Annotated in this window: 14 protein-coding genes; 12 read left to right on the plus strand and 2 right to left on the minus strand. The window is 43.3% G+C overall.

The window, feature by feature from the left end; genetic code table 11:
• Positions 1 to 22: 22 nt before the first annotated feature.
• From EAI95_RS07615 to EAI95_RS07630, 4 genes are all read left to right on the plus strand, one after another.
• Complete coding sequence (locus EAI95_RS07615) at positions 23 to 1,504, plus strand: ABC transporter substrate-binding protein (RefSeq protein WP_129270306.1); 1,482 nt, start codon at positions 23 to 25, stop codon at positions 1,502 to 1,504.
• Positions 1,505 to 1,698: 194 nt separating this feature from the next.
• A complete protein-coding gene (locus EAI95_RS07620; protein ID WP_129822636.1) occupies positions 1,699 to 2,310 on the plus strand; it encodes a DUF624 domain-containing protein in 612 nt (203 codons plus the stop codon).
• A 2-nt stretch (positions 2,311 to 2,312) separates the two neighbouring features.
• Entirely contained in the window at positions 2,313 to 3,959 is a 1,647-nt protein-coding gene (locus tag EAI95_RS07625) for a sensor histidine kinase (protein WP_129822637.1), read from the plus strand.
• A gap of 12 nt (positions 3,960 to 3,971) precedes the next feature.
• Positions 3,972 to 5,270, plus strand: coding sequence for a response regulator transcription factor (locus tag EAI95_RS07630; protein ID WP_129822638.1), 1,299 nt, complete (start codon positions 3,972 to 3,974; stop codon positions 5,268 to 5,270).
• A 52-nt stretch (positions 5,271 to 5,322) separates the two neighbouring features.
• Here the strand turns inward: EAI95_RS07630 and EAI95_RS07635 are convergent, their stop codons facing one another.
• On the minus strand, positions 5,323 to 6,165 hold the full coding sequence (locus tag EAI95_RS07635) for a putative RNA methyltransferase (RefSeq protein WP_129822639.1): 843 nt from the start codon (positions 6,163 to 6,165) through the stop codon (positions 5,323 to 5,325).
• A gap of 56 nt (positions 6,166 to 6,221) precedes the next feature.
• A complete protein-coding gene (gene tyrS, locus EAI95_RS07640; RefSeq protein ID WP_120701363.1) occupies positions 6,222 to 7,478 on the minus strand; it encodes a tyrosine--tRNA ligase in 1,257 nt (418 codons plus the stop codon).
• A gap of 208 nt (positions 7,479 to 7,686) precedes the next feature.
• On the opposite strand from tyrS, the gene pbp1b reads away from it, so the two are divergent.
• From pbp1b to EAI95_RS07695, 8 genes are all read left to right on the plus strand, one after another.
• Positions 7,687 to 10,137 carry a penicillin-binding protein PBP1B gene (pbp1b, locus tag EAI95_RS07645; RefSeq protein ID WP_155223262.1) on the plus strand — a complete coding sequence of 817 codons (2,451 nt, stop codon included), beginning with the start codon at positions 7,687 to 7,689 and terminating at the stop codon, positions 10,135 to 10,137.
• A gap of 422 nt (positions 10,138 to 10,559) precedes the next feature.
• Positions 10,560 to 14,129, plus strand: coding sequence for a DNA-directed RNA polymerase subunit beta (rpoB, locus tag EAI95_RS07650; protein WP_129822640.1), 3,570 nt, complete (start codon positions 10,560 to 10,562; stop codon positions 14,127 to 14,129).
• A 150-nt stretch (positions 14,130 to 14,279) separates the two neighbouring features.
• Entirely contained in the window at positions 14,280 to 17,933 is a 3,654-nt protein-coding gene (rpoC, locus tag EAI95_RS07655) for a DNA-directed RNA polymerase subunit beta' (protein ID WP_123160787.1), read from the plus strand.
• 387 nt (positions 17,934 to 18,320) lie between these two features.
• Positions 18,321 to 19,472, plus strand: a complete 1,152-nt coding sequence (gene wecB, locus EAI95_RS07660) for a UDP-N-acetylglucosamine 2-epimerase (non-hydrolyzing) (RefSeq protein ID WP_129822641.1) — start codon at positions 18,321 to 18,323, stop codon at positions 19,470 to 19,472.
• 2 nt (positions 19,473 to 19,474) lie between these two features.
• Positions 19,475 to 20,263, plus strand: a complete 789-nt coding sequence (locus tag EAI95_RS07665; RefSeq protein ID WP_129822642.1) for a hypothetical protein — start codon at positions 19,475 to 19,477, stop codon at positions 20,261 to 20,263.
• Between the two features lie 142 nt (positions 20,264 to 20,405).
• The gene (locus EAI95_RS07675; RefSeq protein ID WP_117744984.1) at positions 20,406 to 21,716 is read left to right on the plus strand and encodes a glycosyltransferase family 2 protein; all 1,311 of its coding nucleotides are present in this window, start codon (positions 20,406 to 20,408) and stop codon (positions 21,714 to 21,716) included.
• Between the two features lie 8 nt (positions 21,717 to 21,724).
• The gene (locus tag EAI95_RS07680) at positions 21,725 to 22,828 is read left to right on the plus strand and encodes a glycosyl hydrolase family 8 (RefSeq protein WP_129822643.1); all 1,104 of its coding nucleotides are present in this window, start codon (positions 21,725 to 21,727) and stop codon (positions 22,826 to 22,828) included.
• A 358-nt stretch (positions 22,829 to 23,186) separates the two neighbouring features.
• A complete protein-coding gene (locus EAI95_RS07695; RefSeq protein ID WP_023027558.1) occupies positions 23,187 to 23,564 on the plus strand; it encodes a DUF1033 family protein in 378 nt (125 codons plus the stop codon).
• The last annotated feature ends 65 nt before the right edge of the window (positions 23,565 to 23,629 follow it).

The following is a 23,629-nucleotide window of genomic DNA, read 5'->3' on the forward strand; positions in this document are numbered from 1 at the left end:
AAATAAAAAAGGAGTTTTTCTCATGAAAAATTGGAAAAAATATGCTTTAGCTTCTGCTAGCGTTCTCACACTTGGAGCAACTCTTGCTGCTTGTGGTAACTTGACAGGTGATAACCAAAAATCATCTAAAAGTGAAGATGGCAAAACAGTTATCAAAATGTACCAAATCGGTGACAAACCGGATAACTTGGATACCTTGTTAGAAAATGCGAACAAGATCATCGAAGAAAAAGCTGGCGTTAAATTAGACATCCAATACCTTGGTTGGGGTGACTACGACAAGAAGATGAACGTTATCATCTCATCTGGTGAAAGCTACGATATTGCTTTTGCTAACAACTATGTTATCAACGCTCAAAAAGGTGCTTACGCTGACTTGACAGACTTGTACAAGAAAGAAGGGAAAGAGCTCTATGAAGCACTTGACCCAGCTTACATCAAAGGGAATACTGTAAACGGCAAGATCTATGCTGTTCCAGTTGCAGCCAACGTTGCATCTTCACAAAACTTTGCCTTCAACGGACCACTTCTTGAAAAATATGGTATCGACATCTCAAACGTCACAGACTATGCTTCCCTTGAACCAGTCTTGAAAGCGATCAAAGAAAAAGATCCAAACGTTGTTCCATTCGCAATGAACAAGAGCTACGGTGGACCTTCTGATGACTTCGATTACATTGCAGTAGATGGACTTCCATTCGTTGTCGATTTGCAAGGTGACACAACTAAAATCGTTGACCGTTACACTATTCCACGTTATGTTGAAAACTTGAAGACTCTTCATAAATACTATGAAGCTGGCTACATTCCAAAAGACGTAGCTACAAGCGACACTGGATATGACCTTTCTCAAGATACTTGGTTGGTACGTGAAGAAACAGTAGGACCTGCTGACTACGGTAACAGCTTGCTTACTCGTGTAGCAAACCGTAAGATCGAGATCAAACCATTCACTCAACTTTACAAGAAAAACAACACTACTCAAGTTGCAAACTTTGTCATCTCAAATAACTCTAAGAACAAAGAAAAAGCAATGGAAGTATTGAACCTCTTGAACACAAATCCAGAACTCTTGAACGGTCTTGTTTATGGTCCAGAAGGCAAGAACTGGGAAAAAGTTGAAGGTAAAGAAAACCGTGTGAAAGTCTTGGATGGCTACAACGGAAACACTCACATGTCTGGATGGAACACTGGTAACAACTGGATTCTTTACATCAACGAAAACGTAACGGATGAGCAAATTGCACAATCTAAGAAAGACTTGGAAACTGCAAAAGAATCTCCAGCACTTGGATTCATCTTCAACACTGAAAACGTGAAATCAGAAATCACTGCCCTTACAAACACTTTGAACCAATTCACAAGTGCCATCAATACAGGTACAGTAGATCCTGAAGTTGAAATTCCTAAGATGCTTGAAAAATTGAAATCAGAAGGTGCTTACCAAAAAGTATTGGATGAAATCCAAAAACAATACGATGAGTACCTTGCTTCTAAGAAATAAGCTAACATTACTTGCTTAAGTCTATCAAAAGACTTTGAGGTCTTCGCACTTCAAAGTCTTTTCTGTTGATGATTTTGAAATCGAAATCATCAGGGGAAATGTGCTATAATATAGGGTATAATCATCAGTTGTACTAGGGAAACTATACTAAGTCATAAGCTCCCCTATACAGCAAATGAACATGGAGACAAATTATGGGAAGAATGATTGAATTAATTTTTACAAGGGTCTATTTAGCCATGTTGGCAACAGGGATCTTTTGGGCGCTAACCTTTTGTGGAGGCATCCTGTTTGGATTTGGGCCAGCTAGTGCAACGATTATGAGTCTATATGCCGAACATGGATCTGATTACAAGCAATATGGTTGGTTTGAGGCTTGGGCGCTCTATAAAGAAAATTTCCGTCGAGCCAACCAGGTTTTCTATACATTTTTTTTAATAGAAGCCATTCTTATTTATGGCATGTATCTGATGGTTCAATTGCCCCACTTGTCCCTGTTTCAGATTTTTATCTTATTGGTCAATTTGATTTTCTTATTGGTGGCTCCCCTGACTTTTGCAGTCTATCTCAAGCTTCAAGTCCATTTTGACTTGTCCTATCTCAACAGCTTGAAGTTGAGTTTCATCGGTGCTTTTCTGGATATTCGTGCAGTGACCAAGTTTCTCTTGGGGACCTTTCTGTTAGGGGTTGTTACCCATTTCGTTCCGGCTTTGTTTTTCTTTGTTTTACTGGGCTTGTGGCATTTCTTTGTCAATGATATTTTTCAACCAGTCTATGAAACAATTCGCTCTAAAGTGGTTTCTTAATTATGAAAAAAATATGGTTAGCAACTCTTTTGAAGTTCTATGCCTATATCATGGTGGGAATCATCACGACCTTAGGCGTGACGGTATCCTTGGTCTATTGGCATAATCAGCGAGCAGAAACCGATCGGATTGCTCAGTTGATTTCCTCTCGCTTGACTGCTGAGGTAGAGGATATCTACAAAAGATCGACACAATGGGGAAAGAGTCTGGTAGAAAACCCTGCCAAGCTCGAAGGAGTTTACAAGTACTTTTCAATGTCGCCTTCGGAATACGAAAGTTGGCGTCTAGACAATTATTTTTCCAACTATATTCAAGTCTCCCTACACCGCAATGTTGAGACTCTTTACTTGGAACACGACGCCCTGGATGAAATTGATTTGGTGTTAAATGACTACACAACGGTCTTTGTCTCCAGTAAGAATAAAAAAGGAGGGCAACAAGTTCCAGCGGATCAATACGTGGCTAGTTCACAAGCGATTCCAGTTTCCTTGACGGATGTTACGACTGGCGAAGATATTGGACTGGCTTATATTAAAATCAATCCGGCGCTTTTAGATTCTGTTGTCGACAATATTCAAGACACGATTCCAGTTGCCGTCCAGATTTATAATCCCTTGGGGAAGGTTTTTTACCACAGGGGAGACATCAATCCAGAAGATCATAGTCAGTGGATTGTGCGAGATACTGCTTACGGCTATCAAATCTGGGTTGGAATCCCGACCTCTTACACGGTTCGAACAGCCTTATTTAGTTTTACCTGGATGATTTCGGTCGCCCTAATCCTGGTCTTGGTCTTGTATCTCTTGCTTCAACGTATTTTCCGTAATTACCAAAAACAAGTGTTGGATTTGGTAGATACCATGGAAGCCATCAGCCAGGGGGATTCCGAGCGACGGATCAATGTGGATACCAAAGAGCAGGAGCTCCTCTTAGTTGCGGAAATGACCAATACCATGTTGGACAATATGGACAAGTCTATCCGGGATATCTATCAGCTACAACTGAGTCAAAAAGATGCCAATATGAAAGCCTTGCAAGCGCAGATTAATCCGCATTTCATGTATAATACCATGGAGTTTATTCGCATGTATGCTGTCATGCAGGATCAAGAAGAATTAGCCGATATTATTTACGAATTTAGTAGTCTTCTTCGAAACAATATTTCAGAGGAGAAGGAGACGACCATCGAAAATGAGTTGGAATTTTGTAGAAAATACAGCTATCTCTGTATGGTACGTTATCCAAAATCGATTGCTTATGGCTTTAAAATTGAACCTGGTCTAGAAGAGATGGTCATTCCGAAGTTTACTCTTCAGCCATTAGTGGAAAATTACTTCGTCCATGGGATTGATCACAAGCGCAAGGACAATGTCATTAGTATCAAAGTCCGTCGTGTTGGAGAAGCTGTGGAGATTCGTGTTCAGGACAACGGGAGAGGAATGGAACCGAACCAGTTGCAACGGATCCAACAAATATTGAGTCATAGGGATCCTCGAGAAGAAGTAGAAGAGAGTAAGGAACGACAATCAATTGGGATTGTCAATGTCCACGAGCGTTTCCTTCTCTACTTTGGGGATCGTTACCACATTCAAATTACATCAGAAAAAGGAAAAGGTGTCCTCTATACGATTACCATCGAGGACACTTAAGAGGAAGAAATCGTGTATAAAGTCTTATTGGTTGACGATGAATATATGATTACTGAGGGGTTGAAAAAACTGATTCCCTTTGAAAAATGGGACATGGAGGTTGTGTACACAGCAGAGGATGCGGATCAGGCCTTGGCTTATGTTGCGGATTATCCAGTAGATATCGTGATTACGGATGTCAATATGCCAGGAAAAACTGGTCTGGAAATGATTGATCAAATGCAGTCCATTCTTCCCCATGCAGCTTATATCATTATGTCAGGTTACCAAGATTTTGCTTATGTAAAAAAAGCCTTAAACCTCCGGGTAGCAGACTATCTGTTAAAGCCTGTCAATAAGGTGGAGTTGGGGAATATCCTAGAAAAATTATCTCAAACTCTGAAAAAACCAGATCAAGAGACGGCCAATCGGCTCCTTCATGAAGATTGGTCAGAAGAAGAGTTTGAGCAGGCCATCCGAGGAAGAAAGCAACTCTGGATTGGAGTGGATAAGGAAAGGAAAGGCTTTGCCAGTTCGTCTTATCAGGTCTTGGGACAAAATCTTCAACTCTATCTTTCAGATGAGGATGAGGGGGCTTTCCTACAGCGTCGTTTCCAAGCACCTTATAAGGAACATTTTCAACAGTTTAAAGAGCTTGTTGAACGAAGACTATTTTATGGGGATCTCCCTTTGGAAGAAGAAGGTGGTGTCTTTAATTACTACGAACCCATCTACCGTGTCATCATCCAGGGGAATATCCAACAGATTTTAGAGGAGTTGAACTGGTTGGAAGAAACCGTGAAAAGCCATACTCCAAAAGTGGCGATAGCCAAGCAACTCTTTATTCAGTTTATTATGGATGTCTTTCATTTATTTGAACACCTGCACGGAGATGACCTGACAGAAGTTGTGAAAGCTGTTCATGAGACAACGACTTTCGAGGATCTTGTTACCTGCGTTCGGAACCAATTGGAGAGTTTCTTCTCTCAATATCGAATGAACAATAATGTGGCGACTGTCTTGGAAGTTATTGGACGTGACTATCGGAAGGAACTGTCGCTCAAGGATATTAGCAAAGATCTCTATATCAATCCCGTTTATTTAGGACAATTGATTAAACGTGAAACCAATTCCACCTTTGCTGAGCTCTTGAATAAACAACGGATCAAAGCGGCCCAACAGCTACTTTTATCCACAACTGAAAGTATTGAAGATATTTGCTATGAAGTCGGCTACAGTAATGTCGGTTACTTTTACAAGGTTTTCCGCAAGTTGTGTGGCAAGTCGCCCAAAGCCTACCGTCAACAAATCGGCGTAGAGGAAAGTGACTAATCTATAAACATAAAAAAAGACCCTCCATTTGTCAATCAATGGAGGGTGTTTGTTAGTTGTTTCTTCCAACCAAAATAGTGGCAGAAATAGTGATGTGAGTCAAATCGCTCCAGTCGATTTGAGATGCATCGACATGAAAGAGGAGAGGCGTCATGCTCAGAAGAGCCTCCCGCAATGCTGGTGTGAGTTCGAAAGTTTCCTGGCAATGGAGGCTTTGTTCAACCGTAAAATGATCAGAGAAATGTTGAATAATCTGCTCATTGGAATAATCGGCCTGATCGAGGTGCTCCTTAACCTTCTGACGAATTTCTTGCAGATGGCTTGGTGTTGGGATAACCTTAATAAGGCGACCGTCTGGGGCCAGGATCCGTTTAAATTCCTGATAGTTCGCTGGCGAAAAGATGTCTAGAAGAAGGTCCATACTCTGGTCTAAAAGAGGGAGGCGAGCTAGGTCCCCGACAAACCACTTGACCTTCCATTCATGGTCGCTCTTAGCAGCCAGCTGGATCGATTCCTTAGACAAATCAAAGGCGTAAAAGGAATGGTCTGGATACCGTTCTTGTAAGATGCGAGAATAGTACCCTTCCCCGCAACCAATATCTAAAATGTTGGATGGATGGTCCAGTGGAGACAAGCATTCTGATAGGGTAGTAAGGATATGGTCGTAGAAGCCGTTCTCTAAAACTAGTTGCCGGTTTTGGAAACTCTCCTTGTCATAGTCCTTAGAGGGCTTCACTTGTGGAGCCAAGTTCACATAGCCAAACTTAGCAAGGTCAAAGGAGTGACGGTTGGGACAAGTCAAGCTTTGTTGGACCAGGTCAAGGGCTTCCTGACAGATGGGACAGGCAAAAGCTGTTGCGGTCTGAAATCGTTGTAATTTTGGTTTGATCGTCATGATACTTCTAGTGTACCAAAAAACCTCTGAAAGTCATAGTTTCAGAGGTCTTCTTTTTAATAAGTCAAGACAAAGTATTTTTTCTTCCCACGGCGGATAACAGTGAGTTCGTTCTCTAACTTATCTGCATCACTTAAGACATAGTCAAGATCTTGGATGCGGTCACCGTTGACGTAGATAGCTCCGTTTTGTACGTCTTCACGGGCTTGGCGTTTTGAGTTAACTACGCCAGATGATACGAGCAATTCTACGATGTTGTGGTTTTCGTCTGCTTGTACTTGGTAGTTTGGCACACCACGAAGTCCTTGTTTGAGTTCTTTGACAGAAAGGCTTTTGATGTTTCCTGCAAAGAGTTGCTCAGTGATGTTAAGGGCTTCTTTGTAGGCTTCTTCTCCGTGAACCAGAGTCACGACTTCACGAGCAAGGACTTTTTGAGCCAAGCGTTCGTGTGGAGCTGCTTCGAATTGTTTGCGGATTTCTTCAATCTCATCCAGTGACAAGAAGGTAAAGATTTTCAAGAAGCGAACTGCGTCAGCGTCCATGACGTTCATCCAGAATTGGTACATTTCGTATGGAGAAGTCTTTTCTGGGTTGAGCCAAACAGCATTCCCTTCAGATTTACCAAATTTCTTACCAGTTGCATCTGTGATGAGGGGCACAGTGATAACGTGACCAGTCTTGTCAGCCTTCCGACGAAGCAACTCAGTACCAGCTGTCATATTTCCCCATTGGTCAGAACCACCGATTTGCAGAGTGACATTGTGGTCTTGGTTGAGGACAAAGAAGTCGTAGCCTTGCATGATTTGGTAGGCAAATTCAGTGTAAGAAATCCCTGTTTCAATTCGTTTCTTCACAGATTCCTTGCTCATCATGTAGTTGACAGTAAAGTATTTTCCGATGTCGCGAAGGAAGTCAATGAAGCTGATGCTGCCAAACCAGTCATAGTTGTTGACCATGACAGCCTTGTTTTCCCCATTTTCAAAATCTAAAAAACGAGACAATTGCCCTTGGATAGAAGTGACCCAACCGTCTACAGTCTCCTTAGTTTGTAAACTGCGCTCGGCATCTTTGAAAGAAGGGTCTCCAATGAGTCCGGTCGCACCACCGACAAGCGCATAAGGTTTGTGGCCTGCCAATTGTAAGCGACGACTGGTCAAGATGGCAACAAGGTGCCCAAGGTGCAAACTATCAGCAGTTGGATCGTAGCCAGTATAATACGATACTTGTCCTTCTTCTAGGGCTTTACGCAAAGCATCTTCGTCAGTCGTTTGGAAAATCAAACCACGTTCTTTTAGCTCATCAAAAATGTGCATCGTTCTCTCCTTTTCTAAGCTACTGGCCAGATCGATGAAAACAGTCCAGTATCTGTATGGTTTCTCTCTATTTTACCATAATGACTTGAAATAGCAATGAATGGACGAAAAAAATCCAATTGGAAACAGTGTTCTCAACTTTAGGAATTGAAAAGAAAGTAGTCCATTTGGTATAATAGGAAGGACAAGGAGAAATAGAGTGAGTCAAATGAGAGAATTTTTTACAAAGTGCGGGAAGAAAATAAAAGGCTTCTTTGCCAAAATGACTGTTGAAGTCAATGAGAAAGAAAACAAGGAGGGCTGGTCATTAGGAGATTTCGTAGCGACAGTTCTCCGAACCATGAAGCTCCTTTGGGATGTGCTACTAGTGTTTGCTTTAGGTGGCCTCTTGTTTGGAGCAGGGATTGCGATTGGCTATGCGGCCAGTCTATTTAATGCGACAGAAACACCGGATCCAACACAGCTGGTTCAACAAGTACGAAACATTTCCAGTGTTTCAAAGATTTCCTACTCAGATGGGAGTGTCATTTCTGATATTGACAGTGACCTCATTCGGATTCCTGTTCAAAAGGATGCGATTTCGGACAATGTTAAAAAGGCCGTCATTGCCACAGAAGATGAGAATTTTAACAGCCATAACGGGGTTGTTCCAAAAGCAGTAATCCGGGCTACCTTGGGTTCAGTTGCTGGAGTAGGTTCCTCTAGTGGGGGTTCGACTTTGACCCAACAGTTGATCAAACAACAAGTTGTGGGAGATGCACCGACCTTCTCACGGAAAGCTGCGGAGATTATCGATGCCCTTGCTCTTGAGCGGGTAATGGATAAGGACGAAATTTTAACGACCTACCTCAATGTATCTCCATTTGGTCGAAACAACCGTGGACAAAATATTGCTGGAGTAGAAGCGGCAGCTCAAGGGATTTTTGGAGTTTCTGCCAAAGACTTGACCATTCCACAGGCGGCCTTTATTGCTGGTTTGCCACAGAGCCCAATTGTCTACTCACCTTATGCTTCTGATGGAAGTCTCAAAACTCCAGAAAATCAAGCTTTAGGCTTGGATCGGGCAAAGGATGTCTTGTACAATATGTATCGGACAGGGGCTATCACTAAGGAAGAGTACGACCAATATAGTCAATATGATTTAAGTAAGGATTTCCTTCCGTCAAATGGCATCGAGAAGACGCCACACGACTACTTGTATTTCCAAGCCGTCAGTGAAGCGGAAGAAGCCATGTATGAGTATTTAATCAAGAGAGACAACGTCTCTAGCCACGACCTAAAAAACAATTCGACCGTTAAATCTTATCAAGAGTTGGCGAAGAAAGAATTGAGAGAGGGTGGCTATACGGTCCAAACCACTATTAACAAAGCTATCTACAATGCCATGCAAGACGCCGTTGCCAATTATGGAGGCATCTTGGACGATGGAACAGGTACGGTAGAAGTAGGGAATGTCCTTATGGACAACCGAACAGGGGCTATTCTTGGCTTTGTTGGGGGACGGAATTTTGACGGGAATCAAAATAACCATGCTTTTGACACAGAGCGTTCTCCAGGGTCTACCATTAAACCCTTGCTAGCTTATGGAATTGCCATTGACCAAGGCTTGATGGGAAGCAATAGTATCCTCTCCAATTACCCAACCAACTTCTCTAGTGGAGAGCCAATTATGCACGTGGATAATCGAGGGACTGGGATGATGGACCTCAGAGAGGCCCTCAACACCTCATGGAATATCCCAGCTTATTGGACCTATCGTACTCTTCGTGAAAAGGGTGTCGATGTCCCAGGCTATATGGAAAAAATGGGCTACGACATCGCTGAGTATGGGATTGAAAGTCTGCCAATGGGAGGCGGAATCGAAGTAAGCGTTGCTCAACATACAAATGGTTATCAAACCCTTGCCAATAATGGGAATTACCAAAAGCGCTACATGATTGAAAAAATCATGGATCGAGATGGGAAAGTTGTTTACCAGCATGAAAGCAAGCCAACACGGGTTTATTCAGCGGCAGCTGCGACCATCATGCAAGATCTGTTAAGAGGGGTCATCAGTTCTGGTGCGACTACGACCTTTAAGAGCCGGATTAGCCAGGTCAATCCAACCCTTGCAAATGCTGATTGGATTGGAAAAACCGGAACCACCAATGAGAATGGAGATATGTGGCTCATGCTTTCTACTCCAAATCTCACCTTAGGTGGCTGGATTGGACACGATAACAATGCTTCCATGGCTCCGTTGACAGGATACAATAATAACGCAAGTTACATGGCCTATTTAGCAAATGCCATCTATCAGGCGGATCCAAATGCTTGGGGAGTGCAAGACCGCTTCACTCTAGATAGCAGTGTCATTTCATCTACTGTCCTGAAATCTACCGGACAACGACCTGGTCGTGTCAATGTCAATGGTCGTGATATCGATCTGTCAGGTGCAACGGTTACGAGCTATTGGGCTAAAAATGGCGCTCCACAAACGACCTATCGCTTCGCGATTGGTGGATCAGATAGTGATTATGCTAGTGCCTGGGCTGGAATCTTAGGCGGTTCAGGGGGTACTTCCAATGGAAATCGAAATACCAACCGGACAAGCAGTTCAAACACGACAAGTAGTTCGAACACGACAAGCAGTTCATCATCTAGTGGTCAAAACCGATAAAAATCATTAGGGGCAATACCATAAAATCGTTTTCATGTCTAGAGAAAACCTTGTGTTTTTTGTGAAAATACGATATAATAAGAACAAGTAATTTGTCGTGCGCTTTATTTGAAATATTGTCCAAATAGAAGCTTACAGCAGTTAAATCAAACTTTATAAAAGTCGATTTAGCTGCTCTTTTTGTGCCTATTTTTAGAAAAAACTGGGTTTGTTACACAAACTTAATCTTTCTAAAAATTCCAAAAAGGATAAATGATACGGAGGAGATTTCTTCTCACGTGATGTAAATCACACCCCCTTCATAACATCGTTTCGACTGGATGAGAACTATTCTGATGTAGTCAAAAGCGATCTAGAAACCGGATCTTCAGAGAGGGGCTTCCCCTAGCTGGTATCCTAGTATAGAAAAAGGAGTTAAAACTTTGGCAGGACATGACGTTCAATACGGGAAACATCGGACCCGTCGTAGTTTTTCAAGAATCAAAGAAGTTCTTGATTTACCAAATTTGATTGAAATCCAAACGGATTCATTTAAAGATTTTCTGGATCATGGTTTGAAAGAAGTTTTCGAAGATGTATTGCCAATTTCGAACTTCACCGACACAATGGAGTTGGGATTTGTCGGCTATGAAATCAGAGAACCAAAGTATACCTTGGAAGAAGCACGTATCCATGATGCGAGTTATTCTGCTCCAATCTTTGTAACCTTCCGCTTGGTTAACAAGGAAACAGGAGAAATCAAAACCCAAGAAGTTTTCTTTGGTGATTTCCCAATCATGACTGAGATGGGGACCTTTATCATCAATGGTGGAGAGCGGATCATCGTATCCCAGCTCGTTCGTTCACCAGGTGTCTACTTCAATGATAAAGTGGACAAGAATGGTAAGGTTGGCTATGGATCAACAGTTATTCCGAACCGTGGAGCTTGGCTAGAGCTCGAAACAGACTCAAAAGATATTGCTTACACTCGTATTGACCGTACGCGTAAGATTCCATTTACGACCTTGGTTCGTGCCCTTGGTTTCTCTGGTGATGATGAGATTTTTGATATCTTTGGGGATAGCGAATTGGTTCGCAACACTGTCGAGAAAGATATTCATAAGAACCCAATGGATTCACGAACAGATGAAGCCCTCAAAGAAATTTATGAGCGTCTTCGTCCAGGTGAGCCAAAAACAGCGGAAAGCTCACGTAGCTTGTTGGTAGCCCGTTTCTTTGACCCACGTCGTTATGACTTGGCACCAGTTGGTCGTTACAAGATCAACAAGAAACTCAATATCAAGAACCGCTTGTTGAACCAAACAATCGCAGAACCATTGGTAGATGCTGAAACAGGCGAAATCCTTGTAGAAGCTGGAACAGTGATGACGCGCGACGTCATCGATAGCATCTCAGAACATTTGGACGGTGACTTGAACAAGATTGTCTACACTCCAAATGATTCAGCAGTCTTGACAGAACCAGTCGTTCTTCAAAAATTCAAGGTTGTGGCTCCTTCTGATCCAGACCGCGTTGTCACTATCATCGGCAATGCAAATCCAGATGATAAGGTTCGTACCATCACTCCAGCCGATATCCTTGCTGAGATGAGCTACTTCCTTAACTTGGCTGAAGGTCTTGGCCGTGTCGATGATATCGACCACCTTGGAAATCGTCGGATCCGTGCGGTTGGTGAATTGCTTGCTAACCAAGTGCGTCTTGGACTTTCACGGATGGAACGTAATGTCCGTGAACGCATGTCTGTTCAAGATAACGAAGTATTAACACCGCAACAAATCATCAACATTCGTCCAGTGACTGCAGCGATTAAAGAATTTTTTGGTTCTTCACAATTGTCCCAGTTCATGGACCAACACAACCCACTTTCTGAGTTGTCCCACAAACGTCGTTTGTCAGCCTTAGGGCCTGGTGGTTTGACGCGTGACCGCGCTGGATATGAAGTCCGTGACGTGCACTACACTCACTATGGTCGTATGTGTCCAATCGAAACACCTGAAGGACCAAACATCGGTTTGATTAATAACTTGTCTTCATACGGACACTTGAACAAATATGGTTTCATCCAAACACCATACCGTAAAGTAGACCGTGAAAAAGGTGTGGTGACTAACGAAATCGTTTGGTTGACAGCTGATGAAGAAGATGAGTACATCGTAGCACAGTCCAACTCTAAGTTGAACGAAAAAGGTGGTTTTGCCGAGCCAATCGTTATGGGACGTCATCGTGGTAACAACCAAGAGTTCCCATCTGATCAAGTCGACTACATGGACGTGTCTCCAAAACAAGTAGTTGCCGTTGCGACAGCATGTATTCCTTTCTTGGAAAACGATGACTCCAACCGTGCCCTTATGGGTGCCAACATGCAACGTCAGGCTGTGCCATTGATCGATCCAAAAGCGCCTTATGTGGGTACTGGTATGGAATACCAAGCAGCCCATGACTCAGGAGCTGCAGTCATTGCCCAACACGATGGTAAGGTTACTTATGCGGATGCAGACAAGGTAGAAGTTCGTCGGGAAGATGGATCCCTTGATGTTTACCACATCCAAAAATTCCGTCGTTCAAACTCAGGTACTGCTTACAACCAACGTACCCTTGTGAAAGTTGGCGATGTCGTTGAAAAAGGTGACTTTATCGCAGACGGTCCATCTATGGAAAAAGGGGAAATGGCCCTTGGTCAAAACCCAATCGTTGCCTACATGACTTGGGAAGGCTACAACTTCGAGGATGCCGTTATCATGAGCGAACGCTTGGTCAAAGAAGATGTCTACACATCTGTTCACTTGGAAGAATTCGAATCAGAAACGCGCGATACCAAGTTAGGCCCTGAAGAAATCACTCGTGAAATTCCAAACGTAGGGGAAGATGCCCTCAGAAACCTTGATGAAATGGGAATTATCCGTATTGGTGCGGAAGTGAAAGAAGGCGATATCTTAGTTGGTAAGGTCACACCGAAGGGTGAGAAAGACCTTTCTGCCGAAGAACGTCTCCTCCACGCCATCTTTGGAGATAAATCTCGTGAAGTGCGTGATACATCCCTTCGTGTTCCTCACGGTGGAGATGGAGTCGTTCGCGATGTCAAGATCTTTACGCGTGCAAACGGAGATGAATTGCAATCTGGTGTGAACATGTTGGTTCGTGTTTACATCGCACAAAAACGCAAGATCCGCGTCGGAGATAAGATGGCCGGTCGTCACGGAAACAAAGGGGTTGTTTCTCGTATTGTTCCTGTTGAAGACATGCCATACCTTCCAGATGGTACACCGGTTGATATCATGTTGAACCCACTTGGGGTGCCATCACGTATGAATATCGGACAGGTTATGGAACTTCACCTTGGTATGGCAGCTCGTAACTTGGGCATCCACATCGCAACACCAGTCTTTGACGGAGCAAGCTCAGAAGACCTCTGGGATACTGTTCGTGAAGCAGGTATGGATAGCGATGCTAAGACCATTCTTTACGATGGCCGTACAGGTGAGCCATTTGATAACCGTGTTTCTGTCGGTGTCATGTACATGATCAAGCTTCACCACATGGTTGATGATAAACTCCACGCTCGTTCTGTCGGACCATACTCAATGGTTACCCAACAACCACTCGGAGGTAAAGCTCAGTTTGGTGGACAACGTTTCGGGGAAATGGAAGTTTGGGCCCTTGAGGCTTATGGTGCGTCTAATGTCCTTCAAGAAATCTTGACCTACAAGTCAGATGATGTCAACGGACGTTTGAAAGCTTATGAAGCGATTACCAAAGGAAAACCAATTCCAAAACCAGGTGTGCCAGAGTCCTTCCGAGTACTCGTGAAAGAATTGCAATCACTTGGATTGGATATGCGTGTCCTAGATGAAGATGACAAAGAAGTTGAACTTCGCGACCTTGACGAAGGGGAAGACGACGATGTTATCCACGTAGATGATCTAGAAAAGGCACGTGAAAAAGCAGCTAAGGAAGCTCGCGCAGCTTTCGAAGCTGAAGGGAAAGAAGATTAATAAAATATGTAGTTCAAGAGAGTAGAAAGCCTGAGAAGGTTGTCTATCTCGAAGCTTTAGGCTTGAAGGTGTGAAGGAAAGTCCTTCTCACCTTCACAAAAAGCAAAAGAACATACAATCGATAATGAACATAAAGAAAGGTAAGAAATAGTGGTTGATGTAAATCGTTTTAAAAGTATGCAAATCACCCTAGCTTCTCCAAGTAAGGTCCGTTCATGGTCTTATGGAGAGGTCAAGAAACCTGAAACAATCAACTACCGTACATTGAAACCAGAACGTGAAGGTCTCTTTGATGAAGTCATCTTTGGTCCTACAAAAGACTGGGAATGTGCGTGTGGAAAATACAAACGAATCCGTTACAAAGGGATTGTTTGTGACCGCTGTGGTGTGGAAGTAACACGTGCCAAGGTTCGTCGTGAACGAATGGGGCATATCGAGTTGAAAGCTCCTGTATCACACATCTGGTACTTCAAAGGAATCCCTTCTCGTATGGGATTGACCTTGGACATGAGTCCTCGTGCCCTTGAAGAAGTCATCTACTTCGCAGCTTACGTGGTTATCGATCCAAAAGATACACCGCTTGAGCACAAATCCATCATGACAGAACGCGAATACCGTGAACGCTTGCGTGAATACGGACCAGGTTCCTTTGTTGCCAAGATGGGGGCAGAAGCGATCCAAGACCTCTTGAAACAAGTGGATTTGGAAGCTGAAATTGCTGTCTTGAAAGAAGAATTGAAGACTGCAACTGGTCAAAAACGTGTGAAGGCTGTTCGCCGTTTGGATGTCTTAGATGCCTTCTACAAATCTGGAAACAAACCAGAATGGATGGTTCTCAACATCCTTCCTGTTATTCCACCAGATCTTCGTCCGATGGTCCAATTGGATGGTGGCCGTTTTGCTGCCTCTGACTTGAACGACCTTTACCGTCGTGTGATCAACCGGAACAACCGTTTGGCTCGTTTGCTTGAGTTGAATGCTCCTGGTATCATCGTGCAAAACGAAAAACGGATGCTTCAAGAAGCGGTTGACGCTTTGATCGACAACGGTCGTCGTGGTCGTCCAATCACAGGACCAGGTAGCCGTCCGCTTAAATCATTGAGCCACATGCTCAAAGGGAAACAAGGACGCTTCCGTCAAAACTTGCTCGGGAAACGGGTAGACTTCTCAGGACGTTCCGTTATCGCCGTTGGTCCAACCCTTAAGATGTACCAATGTGGTGTGCCACGTGAAATGGCTATCGAGCTCTTCAAACCATTTGTCATGCGTGAAATCGTTGCGCGTGATATCGTGCAAAACGTCAAAGCCGCTAAACGCTTGGTGGAACGTGGAGATGAGCGTATCTGGGATATCCTAGAAGAAGTGATCAAAGAACACCCAGTTCTCTTGAACCGCGCACCGACCCTCCACCGCTTGGGGATCCAAGCCTTCGAGCCAGTCTTGATTGACGGGAAAGCTCTTCGCTTGCACCCACTTGTCTGTGAAGCCTACAACGCCGACTTTGACGGTGACCAAATGGCCATCCACGTACCGCTTTCGGAAGAAGCTCAAGCAGAAGCCCGTATCTTGATGCTGGCTGCTGAGCACATCTTGAACCCGAAAGATGGAAAACCAGTTGTTACCCCATCTCAGGATATGGTCTTGGGGAACTACTACCTTACTATGGAAGAAGCTGGTCGTGAAGGCGAAGGAATGGTCTTCAAAGACCGTGATGAAGCGGTCATGGCCCTTCGCAATGGTTATGTTCACTTGCATACACGTGTCGGAATTGCGACGGATAGCTTGAACAAACCATGGACAGAAGCTCAACAACACAAGATTCTCTTGACAACTGTTGGTAAGATTCTCTTTAACGATATCATGCCTGCAGAACTTCCATACCTCCAAGAGCCAAATAATGCCAACTTGACAGAAGGTGTTCCAGCTAAGTACTTCTTGGAGCCTGGTCAAGATGTCAAAGTGGCGATTGAGCAATTGGAATTAAACGTTCCATTCAAGAAGAAAAATCTTGGAAATATCATCGCAGAAATCTTCAAACGCTTCCGTACAACAGAAACATCTGCTTTCTTGGACCGTTTGAAAGATTTAGGTTACCACCACTCAACTCTTGCAGGATTGACAGTGGGTATTGCCGATATTCCAGTTGTTGAAGATAAGGCTGAAATCATTGAAGAATCTCACAAACGTGTAGAACAAATCACCAAACAGTTCCGTAAAGGGATGATTACAGATGATGAGCGTTACAATGCCGTTACAGCTGAATGGCGTGCAGCCCGTGAGAAATTGGAAAAACGCTTGGTAGATAACCAAGATCCGAAGAACCCAATCGTTATGATGATGGACTCTGGAGCTCGTGGTAACATCTCAAACTTCTCACAGCTTGCCGGTATGCGTGGTTTGATGGCTGCTCCAAACGGACGGATTATGGAATTGCCGATCCTTTCAAACTTCCGCGAAGGTTTGTCAGTACTCGAAATGTTCTTCTCTACTCACGGTGCTCGTAAAGGGATGACCGATACGGCCCTCAAGACAGCCGACTCAGGTTACTTGACACGTCGTTTGGTTGACGTTGCCCAAGACGTCATTATCCGTGAGGATGACTGTGGAACTGACCGTGGACTCGTGATCCGTGCGATTACCGATGGCAAAGAAATGATTGAACCATTGGAAGAGCGTTTAACAGGTCGTTATACGAAGAAATCTGTCAAACATCCTGAAACAGGTGCAGTCATTGTTGGTCCAGATACCTTGATTTCAGAAGACCTAGCACGTGAAATTGTCAATGCTGGTGTCGAAGAAGTTACTATCCGTTCTGTCTTTACATGTAACACCCGCCATGGTGTCTGCCGTCACTGTTACGGTATCAACTTGGCGACTGGTGATGCGGTTGAAGTTGGTGAAGCAGTCGGAACCATCGCTGCCCAATCTATCGGGGAACCTGGTACACAGCTTACAATGCGTACCTTCCACACGGGTGGGGTTGCCTCAAATACCGATATCACGCAAGGTCTTCCTCGTGTCCAAGAAATCTTTGAAGCCCGCAATCCGAAAGGGGAAGCGGTCATCACTGAGGTTAAAGGGGAAGTCACAGCCATTGAAGAAGATGCTTCTACACGTACCAAGAAAGTCTTTGTTCGTGGTGCGACTGGTGAGGGAGAATACGTTGTCCCTTACACAGCCCGCATGAAAGTCGAAGTGGGAGATCAAGTCTCTCGTGGTGCAGCATTGACAGAAGGTTCTATCCAACCAAAACGTCTCCTTGCCGTTCGTGATGTCTTGTCTGTTGAAACTTACCTCCTTGCGGAAGTACAAAAAGTATACCGTAGCCAAGGGGTAGAAATCGGCGACAAACACATCGAGGTAATGGTGCGTCAAATGATCCGTAAGGTTCGTGTTATGGATCCAGGAGATACAGACCTTCTCATGGGTACCCTCATGGATATTACAGACTTTACAGATGCTAACCGTGATGTGGTCATTTCTGGTGGGGTTCCTGCAACGGCTCGTCCAGTCCTTATGGGTATCACCAAGGCCTCTCTTGAAACCAATAGTTTCTTGTCAGCGGCTTCCTTCCAGGAAACAACTCGTGTCCTCACTGACGCAGCGATTCGCGGTAAGAAAGACCATCTCCTTGGACTCAAGGAAAATGTTATCATTGGTAAGATTATTCCTGCTGGTACAGGTATGGCTCGTTACCGTAACTTGGAACCACAAGCAGTCAATGAAGTCGAAATTATCGAAGAAGTTCCTGTTACAGAAGAAGCAACTGAAACTGTTGAATCAATTGTAGTGGAAGAAAATTAATCCTAAAAGAAGCTTTACTGATTTTCAGTAGGGCTTCTTTTTATGCCTAAAAATAACCATATGGTCACCGCTTTTTCCTATAATATCAGTTTAAAAATATGCGCAAAAAAAATATATATTTAAAATAATGAATATTTTAGTAATGAAAATGAAACTTCATAAAGGTTTGAATGTTAAAAAAAAATAGTATAAAAACCAGCTATTTCAAGGGTTTTAAGGGTTCGAAAGATTCGAATGTTACATATAAATTACAGATTATTAAAATTCGATTAAATGTATTACGAAAGCATTGAGATAGTTTGACTTTTGAAGCTATTGAAGGTAGAATGGATGGGAAAAGTGTCGTCGATTTTGTTAAAAAATTCACAAGGTTAAAAAGGTGAGATGATGAAAAAGATTAAAGTGATGGTTGTTTTTGGAACGCGCCCAGAAGCTATTAAAATGGCTCCCCTGGTTTTAGAGCTTCAAAAGCAAAGTGAGACCATTGAAACGATTACAGTGGTGACTGCTCAGCATCGTCAAATGTTAGATCAAGTGCTAGAGACCTTCCGTATTCAACCGGATTATGATCTAGATATTATGGGGAAAAACCAATCTCTTCTAGATATTACGGCTAAAATCCTTGAAAAATTTGACCCAGTCGTGAAAGAAGTGCAACCAGATATGATTTTGGTCCATGGGGACACAACGACGACTTTTGCAGCCAGTCTTGTTGCTTTTTATAATCAAGTCCGTATTGGTCATGTAGAGGCGGGTCTCAGAACCTTCGATAAGTATTCGCCTTTCCCTGAGGAAATGAACCGTCAAATGACGGATAACCTAGCAGATCTCTATTTTGCTCCAACCAGTGAAAGCAAGGCCAATCTTCTCATGGAACATCATCCAGAGTCGTCCATTTTCATTACGGGGAATACGGCGATTGATGCCCTGCGATTAACCGTGCAAGAGGATTATCACCACCAGGTGCTTGATCAGTTAGATCCACAGAAGAAACTGGTCCTAGTGACCATGCACCGTCGGGAAAACCAAGGTCAACCGATGCGAGCTGTCTTTGCTGCCTTGAGAGAAATGGTAGATGCTCATCCGGAGTTGGAGGTTGTTTATCCAGTCCACCTCAGTCCGGCTGTTCAAGAGGCGGCTAAGGAGATCTTAGGAGATCACGACCGTATTCATTTGATTGCTCCTTTGGACGTCTTTGATTTTCATAACCTAGCATCGAGAAGTTACTTTATTATGTCTGATTCGGGAGGAGTTCAGGAGGAGGCCCCTTCCTTAGGCAAGCCTGTCTTAGTCCTTCGGGATACGACCGAACGTCCAGAAGGTGTCAAAGCTGGAACTTTAAAATTGGTCGGAACGGATCCTGAGAGAGTGAAGGAAGAAATGACTGCTCTGTTGACGGACCATGATTTGTATCAAAAAATGGCTTCGGCCCGAAATCCATATGGAGATGGGAAGGCATCTGAGCGGATTGTTCAAGCCATTCAGCACTATTATGGACTCGTTGACGTGGTGTCTGAATTTATAGAGGGAGAGAATTAGGAATGAAAAGAAGGAATCATTTAGGAGACTGGATGCTTATTTTGGTCGGTTTTGAATTGGCCGTCCTGCTGTACTGTCTATTCTTTGCACGTGAAATTATCATTGAGGAAGCTCTCTTTCTCGTCTTAGCTTTGTTTGCTTCACTGGTCTTATCCAATTTGCTGCTTACCTGGACGATTTTAATTTCAGTCGGTTTAGGAATTGTCTTTCTGGTAGCAGGGGTCGTGTATATCCCTGCAAACCAAGCACTGTTATTGCTTTTCTCTTTCCCGATTCTTGTTGGAATTCTGTCGAAAATTCGCTACTACCTGTTTAAAGAGGTTGCTAAGGTTCAAAACCAAGAAGAGGAAGCGGAAGTCGCCTACCGATCTTTACTTGAAAGTTCTGGCTTTCAACAGGAGCAGAAATTACAAGCCCTCTTAATTCATTGGTCTCATGAGGAACTCTTCTATCAAATCCATCCTCGTGAGTACAATCGGACGCTGAACCAAATTCATTATCTGATTGGCCACCATCTGATCCAAGATGAGAGACTTTATTATGTTTCAGACGGCAATTTCCTAGTGCTTACGAATAGCCAGCAACGAAATTTGCAAGAATATTATCAGTTGTATTTAAAAAATCAATTAGAATCTCTGGTCTTTAAGGGAGAAGATGGCAATCAAGCCATTCAATTCCAAAAAGGCTACTTGGTGGTGGATTCGACCAATCGGACGAAATTCCATAGCTACCAGGAAGCCATTAGTAACTTGAAACGTCAACTTGAAACGGATATTATTGTGGAATATTAGGAGGGACCGATGACTCTTACAAATCTATTTTTTGGGCTGGCCCTAGGGATTAGTCTATTCTTTGCTGTATGCTTTTGTGCATTATTTATTGCCTATTTGGTCATCTACCATCGGGTAAACAAAAACTTTAAGGCGGTGGACCATGATTAGTCAAATTTTAATGATTTTCACCTTGATTTCTATCTGGTTATCTCTAGCCTGGGGCTTGGTGATCCTGATTTCAGCAGTTCAATTCTGGTTGAAACACAGTGATTTCCGTGTGGATACGAGCCCGCTTCTCTATTATCCAAAAGTAACCATTGTGGTACCCGCTCATAACGAAGATGTGGTCATTGCTCAAACTGCTAAGGCTATTTTGGATATGAATTACCCTCATGATCGTGTGGAATTGCTTCTCTTTGCCGATAACTGCTCAGATCGTACCTATGAGGAGTGTCTGGCTGTCAAAGCCCTTCCTGAATACGCTGGACGGGATGTGACCATTATTGATCGTACTGGTACAGGTGGAAAAGCTGGGGTCTTGAATGATGCCTTGAAGATGGCGACAGGAGATTATATCTGCGTCTATGATGCGGATGCTATGCCTGAGAAAAATGCTCTTTATTTCTTGGTTAAGGAAGTTCTTAAAGATCCAGAACGCCATGTGGCTTCATTTGGACGCAACAAGACGAGAAATGCTAACCAGAACTTTTTGACGCGTTGTATCAACCAAGAAATCGTCGTGACCCAGCGGGTTCATCACGTCGGTATGTGGAATCTTTTCAAAATTGGACGGATTCCAGGAACCAACTTTATTATTCAAACAGAATTTGTCAAAAGTATTGGTGGTTGGAAGAATGGTGCCTTGACGGAAGATACGGATATTTCCTTCAAAATCATGCAAAGCGGAAAGTTGATCGCTTTAGCCTACAACTCGGAAGCCTTCCAACAAGAGCCAGAGACCTTAAAAACTTACTATATGCAACGGAAACGTTGGGCAAAAGGAAACTATGAGGTTGTACTTTCTAACTTTAAACACTTATTCGGAAAAGCAAACTGGCGGGTAAAATTAGAGGTCTTCAACTATTCATGTATTTTCTTCTGGTTTAATGCAGCGATTGTCTTATCAGACTTGATTTTCTTTGCCAATGTCGCTGCCATGTTTATCCATCTTTTTGCTCCTGGGGTACAGATTCCGTTTGCTTTTGACTCGGAAAATATCTACATTGCCCAATTGATGCTCTTTAACTGGGTGCTGATGATTGGTTTGTATTTGTTGCAAATCAATATTGCCATGGCTTCTCAATTTGGTCAGGCGACAGTGAAACAGATTTGGTTGGCCCTAGCAGCCTACTTTAGCTATTCCCAACTCTTTATCATTGTTTCGATTGATTCGATTTCATCGATCATCATGGATAAATTGCTTCACCGCGAGGGAACCAAGTGGGTGAAAACGAAACGGTTTGCTGGTTAGGAGGACTTATGAGAACAAAAAAAATGAAATATTTATGGTTTGTGGTCATCCTGGCAGTCTTTTGTTTGACTCTCTTTTTGGCTCGGTCAAGAAGTAAGGTGGAGATGCGGAATCGCCTCTATCGGCAATGGACGGAACACTACCTCGTGACGGATGGAAAACAGTCCTATGTTCGTACAACAAACAGCGACCAAGAAACGGTTGTCTTATCAGAAGCACAAGGTTATGGCATGCTGATCACAGTAGAGGCTGCTAAGAAAGACTTAGCCAATCAAGAGGATTTTGACCGTCTGTATCGTTATTATCAAAACAATCGCTTTGATGACACCCAATTGATGGCCTGGAAACAAATCATCAAAAAAGGGAAGCTGTCATCTGAGCATCAAAATGCGACGGACGGCGATCTATATATTGCCTATGCCTTGATGGAGGCCGCAAAACAGTGGCCTGAGAAAGGTGATGTCTATCAAAAGCAAGCCAAGGCTATCTTGGAAGACATCCTCAAGTACAACTACAATGAGAAAACGGGTGTCTTGACAGTTGGGAATTGGGCTGATCAGAATTCCGAATTCTATCACTTGATGAGAACCTCTGATACCCTTCCATCCTTTTTCCAATCCTTCTATGAGTTGACTGGTAATGAACGATGGTTGAGTATCAAAGAGAAGATGTTGGCACAGCTTGATGCTATTAGTTCGCAAAGTAAGACAGGGCTTCTGCCAGACTTTATGTGGGTAGATGAACAAGGGGCGCGTGTGGCGGACCCGGATACTATCGAATCCAAGTACGATGGCGCCTATTCTTACAACGCTTGTCGCCTGCCATACAACTTGGCTCAAAGCCAAGATAAGACCAGTCAAAAATTGGTCAAGAAGATGCTGGACTTCTTCATGAAGCAACGAAATATCTATGCAGGCTATGATCTTAAAGGCAATGCCCTCCATCAGTATCAGGCAGCTAGCTTCATTGCTCCGGTATCTTATGCGGCTGAAAATGGAGATGGCTATCTTAAGTTAGTGCAACAGAACAAGTTTATCTTTATGCAAGATCTATCAACAGATAATTATTACGATGCAACCATGACAACCATGATTGCCCTTCAATTGTTCTAATCGATCATCGCTTGAAAAGAGAGTGGGACAGAAATCGGTAATTCGTTAGAATTCGATTTCGTCGTCCCACCTCCGCACAGTTGAGTAGGGCTGTAAAAGCTGATGAAATCAGTGTAGTAGAGCCCACTCAACCACTGCGTCTTGCTCGACAATTCAAAGACAATTGAGAGGCTAGGACTTTTGTCCCAGCCTCTTTTTCTTATCAAAAAATGGCCTGTCTCTCCTCTATAAGGGGAGATTTTGAAAGAAAATCGCGAAAACGTTCGGGAAATTTACCACTTTTTCCTTTCATGAGCAGAATTCTTTTGTTATCAAAGGATTTTATATATAATATTGGATACAAAGGACGGAGAGAAACATGTATCAAGTGATTGAAATGTATGGAGATTTCGAACCCTGGTGGTTTTTAGAAGATTGGGAGAAGGACATTGTCGCTAGTCAAAGATTTGATGACTATTATGAAGCCCTAAAATATTACAAACGCCAATGGTTACTTTTAAGAGAGCAATCTCCATTATTTAAAAGTAGAAGTGATTTAATGACAATTTTTTGGGATCCTGAGGATCGCCGCTGGTGTGAAGAATGTGCGGAATATGTGCAGCAGTACCATTCGGTTGCCCTATTAGAGAATGACCAGCAGATTCCGAGAAGCAAGCGCCGTCCAGGCTACGAAAAGGAGAATGCTCACACGGCTCATCGCTCTTGTAAGCTAGACAACGAGACAAATCAGTTATAGTAAGAGAAATTCAATATGTAGTTGAGTTTCTTTTTTTTTACTTTTTTTCCAAATCGAGTGCTAGT

It is taken from the genome of Streptococcus sp. bf_0095 (assembly GCF_004166885.1).
Classification (GTDB): Bacteria; Bacillota; Bacilli; order Lactobacillales; family Streptococcaceae; genus Streptococcus.